The 3,729-nt window shown below is 52.5% G+C and carries 6 protein-coding genes and 1 pseudogene; 5 read left to right on the top strand and 2 right to left on the bottom strand.

Annotation, left to right across the window (positions count from 1 at the left end):
- A pseudogene (locus tag RTK32_RS20055) lies at positions 1-240 on the bottom strand (adenine phosphoribosyltransferase); the annotation flags it as partial.
- Between the two features lie 269 nt (positions 241-509).
- Between RTK32_RS20055 and RTK32_RS20050 the strand changes: the two are divergent.
- From RTK32_RS20050 to rsmS, 3 genes are read left to right on the top strand one after another with little or no spacing between them, the layout of a single operon-like run.
- On the top strand, positions 510-1,043 hold the full coding sequence (locus tag RTK32_RS20050; protein ID WP_312047024.1) for a primosomal replication protein: 534 nt from the start codon (positions 510-512) through the stop codon (positions 1,041-1,043).
- A gap of 51 nt (positions 1,044-1,094) precedes the next feature.
- Positions 1,095-1,340, top strand: coding sequence for a hypothetical protein (locus RTK32_RS20045; RefSeq protein ID WP_312047023.1), 246 nt, complete (start codon positions 1,095-1,097; stop codon positions 1,338-1,340).
- Positions 1,341-1,354: 14 nt separating this feature from the next.
- Entirely contained in the window at positions 1,355-1,504 is a 150-nt protein-coding gene (rsmS, locus tag RTK32_RS20040) for a pleiotropic regulatory protein RsmS (protein WP_312047021.1), read from the top strand.
- On the opposite strand, the gene acrR is transcribed toward rsmS, so the two are convergent.
- Complete coding sequence (gene acrR, locus RTK32_RS20035; RefSeq protein ID WP_312047019.1) at positions 1,501-2,157, bottom strand: multidrug efflux transporter transcriptional repressor AcrR; 657 nt, start codon at positions 2,155-2,157, stop codon at positions 1,501-1,503. The two genes, rsmS and acrR, sit on opposite strands and share 4 nt — an antisense overlap.
- 142 nt (positions 2,158-2,299) lie before the next feature.
- Between acrR and RTK32_RS20030 the strand changes: the two genes are divergently transcribed.
- A complete protein-coding gene (locus RTK32_RS20030; protein WP_312047017.1) occupies positions 2,300-3,484 on the top strand; it encodes an efflux RND transporter periplasmic adaptor subunit in 1,185 nt (394 codons plus the stop codon).
- A 17-nt stretch (positions 3,485-3,501) separates the two neighbouring features.
- On the top strand, positions 3,502-3,729 hold a 228-nt coding region (locus RTK32_RS20025; protein WP_312047016.1), incomplete at its 3' end, for an efflux RND transporter permease subunit.

The raw sequence follows: 3,729 nt of genomic DNA, 5'->3' as shown, positions 1-3,729 counted from the left end.
TACGCCAAGTGCCAGCGCCACCGGTGCGCCAAACAGAAAACCGCGTGCTTCCGTGCCGACCACCTTAGTAATACCTGCATCACGATAGCGTTCAACCAACAGTTCAATGCTGAGTGCATAGGCTTTTGGATCTTCCAGCAGGCTGGTGACGTCACGAAAAAGAATGCCTGGCTTAGGATAATCCTCAATGCTTTTGATACTGTTTTTAAGAAATTCAAGCTGCTGCGCAGTCGCGGTCATAGTGTTACGCCTGGTAAATACAAATCTGACTCGCGCAGCTTCGTTGCTCTGGCGAAGAGAGTCGCAGAGCATGACGGAAGTGTCCGGGGGAAGCCACGCACGAAAACGACCAAATCTATGCAAATCATCCGACAATTGCAACCGCCGGAAGCAAAATCCGCGTATTTGTTGCTGCTAATCAACGTGAGCCGACCAGAAAAAAGCAGACCAGCGCACAGAACGTTCAAATTAAGCGTATGATAGGCGCGGCTCACCAGGAGAGAGAGAAAATGAAAAGTGCCCATTTGCTTGAGCAGCTGGAAGCCAGGCTGGAAGAGCTGGCGCAGACCATTGCGCCTCACGCTAACCAACGAACCGCGAAAGCGCGTTTTGACAGCCAGCTGTTTCACTGCCACGGTACGCGACTTGCTGATTATTTACAGGAAGCGCGGCAAAGTATGGCTTTACTCAGGCAGAGCGTAAATGGTCATCGGACGGAGCGTGTCGCCTGGATGGCAGAGCGCGTAGTGTTGCAAATGAGCGCGCTACAACGTGAACTGGCCACGCTAAAGCTGCGTAACAGCGAAACGAAACCAGAAGCGGAGCCGGAAAATCTCTACGAGAAGCTGGCAAAGCATCAGGATTATGAGCGTCGCCTGCGTGCAATGGTGGCCGACAGGGAAAGCCAGCTGGCTCATCAGGAAACGCTGGCCCAGCAGCGAAAACTGCAGCAGGAAATTGCGGCGCTTGAAGGTCGGCTACAGCGCTGCCTGCTGGCGCTGAAAAAAATCGAGCGCGCGATCGAAAACCGCGACCGTCAGTAAGTACGCAGCGCCCTTGCTATACTTTTCGAAAAAGCTGACTGGGGATCGACTATGGGACTTCTCTCCTGGATAATTATCGGGCTGTCGGTTGGATTTGTTACCCGCTATATCTTTCCTGGCCGTCCCGGCGGCCTGATGGCGACACTGGCGCTGGCTATCATCGGCGCGCTGGTCGGTGGCTATATTGGTGCCTTTTTTAATTATGGTTCGCTGGCCGAAGCCGCACCCACGGCACAGCTGATCGCGTTGGCTGGTGCGCTATTAATGGTGCTGGTTGCCAAAAAACTGCGTCTGTAAATCAGGAGAAAAATATGTCGCTGGAAAGCGCACCGGAAGAAGTCAAGCTGGCTGTAGAGTTGATTATGCTGCTTGAAGAAAATCAGATCGCCCCGCAAACCGTGCTGGCTGCCCTGGCTATCGTACAGCGGGATTTTGAAAAAAAGGTGCAGGGCGAACGTTAAGGGTTTCCTTGCTCGTTCGCGGTTTTTCTGAGCGCCGGACTGTGCATAACGGTATCAAGCAGAACCTCAACCAGTTGTGGTGCGTCCGTCGCCAGATCGAAGCTTTCCGGCATAAATAGCCAGTTTTCCATGATACCGGTTATATACCCGCGCATGACGATAGCGGTACGACGCGTATCCAGCTCACCCGGCAGCTGCTGCTTCGCCATACATTGACGCAATACCTCTTCAATTTTATCGTAACACTCCAGATATAAGGTTTGCTGCATTCTCTGTAATGTTGTCATCTCGCCTACAAATTCGCATTTATGAAAAATAATTTCCATCAGCGCTCGCCTGCGTGTATCCCTAACCGTAGCTTCAAGGACATAGGTGAGCATGGCGCGTAAAACAGAGAGTGGATCGGAAGGGTATTTTAATTGATACTCAAGCTCTATATTTTCCAGTCCTGACTCGGACTGCGCCCATATTTCATTGAGTAAATCGGTTTTATTTTTGAAGTGCCAGTAGATTGCGCCCCGCGTTACGCCGGCAGCAGCAGCGATATCGGCCAGTGACGTGTTCGCAACGCCATGCTCGGAAAACCGGACTATAGCTGCGTCAAGGATATGACTTCGTGTTTCTAACGCCTGCTGTTTGGTTTTTCGTGCCATAGGGGGATGTTAACAACCAGGGTGCTCTTACATACATTTGCGAATGTATGTACCATAGCACGACCATAATTTAAACGCAGCAATGGGTTTATGGATTTTGTGATCCATTGAACAATCGATATCGGACACTCGAGGTTTATTTATGAACAAAAACAGAGGGTTAACGCCTCTGGCGGCCGTTCTGATGCTTTCAGGCAGCCTGGTGCTAACGGGATGTGATAACAAGGACGCACAACAGGGCGGCCAGCAAAAAGCGCCCGAAGTAGGCGTTCTTACCCTAAAAAGCGCTCCGCTAACCATTACGACCGATCTTCCGGGTCGCACTTCCTCGTTCCGTGTTGCAGAAGTTCGCCCTCAGGTTTCGGGCATCATTCTCAAGCGGAATTTCGTGGAAGGGAGCGATGTAAAGGCAGGTCAGTCACTTTATCAAATTGACCCGGCACCTTATCAGGCGACCTACGACAGTGCGAAAGGCGATTTAGCTCAGGCTCAGGCCAATGCTCAAATCGCTGCGCTGACCGTAAAACGCTATAAGCCGCTGATGGGCACCAAATACATCAGCCAGCAGGACTATGATAACGCTGTCTCCACGCAGAGCCAGACGGCCGCAGCCGTTCAGGTGGCGAAAGCCAGCGTGGAAACCGCGCGCATTAATCTGGCCTATACCAAAGTGATTTCGCCGATAAGTGGGCGCATTGGTAAATCTGCTGTGACCGAAGGTGCGCTGGTTCAGAGCGGTCAGACCACTGCCCTCGCCACAGTTCAGCAGCTTGATCCTATTTACGTTGACGTCACGCAATCCAGCGAAGATTTTATGCGTCTGCGTCAGGAGCTGAACTCTGGCAAGCTGCAGCAGGCCGACGGTAAGGCTAAAGTGAAGCTGTTACTGCCAGATGGTAGCGAATTCGCTCAGACCGGAACATTAGAATTCTCTGATGTCACCGTTGACGAAACGACCGGCTCTATTACGTTGCGCGCCGTGTTCCCGAACCCGGATCACTCGCTGCTGCCCGGTATGTTTGTGCGTGCTCGCCTGGAAGAAGGCACCAATCCTTCCGCGCTGCTGGTACCGCAGCAGGCAGTAACGCGTACGCCAACCGGCCAGGCTACGGCAATGGTGGTGGGTGCGGACAACAAAGTGGAATCCCGTAATTTGACCACGGATCAGGCAGTGGGTGACAAGTGGCTGGTCACGGCAGGTCTGAAAGAGGGCGACCGCGTCATCACCACGGGTGTACAGCGAGCCAAAGCTGGCGCCACTGTAACTCCACAGGAAGTGAGTGCAGACGACGTGACCAAAACGCAGTCTGACCAACCGAAGTCTTAAACAGGAGCCGCTGATACATGGCTAAGTTCTTTATCGATCGCCCCATCTTCGCATGGGTCATCGCCATCATTATTATGCTGGTGGGCGTGCTGTCGATTCTAAAACTGCCGATTGAGCAATATCCTAATGTTGCGCCACCGGCCGTACAGATTCGCGCCACCTATCCGGGTGCCGATGCTAAAACACTGCAGGACTCGGTAACTCAGGTTATTGAGCAGAACATGAACGGCATTGACTGCCTGATG

Source organism: Erwinia sp., from assembly GCF_031978025.1.
Taxonomy (GTDB): domain Bacteria; phylum Pseudomonadota; class Gammaproteobacteria; order Enterobacterales; family Enterobacteriaceae; genus Erwinia.
The sequence above is the reverse complement of the archived record's forward strand: the minus strand, read 5'-3'. Positions and strand labels throughout refer to the sequence as shown.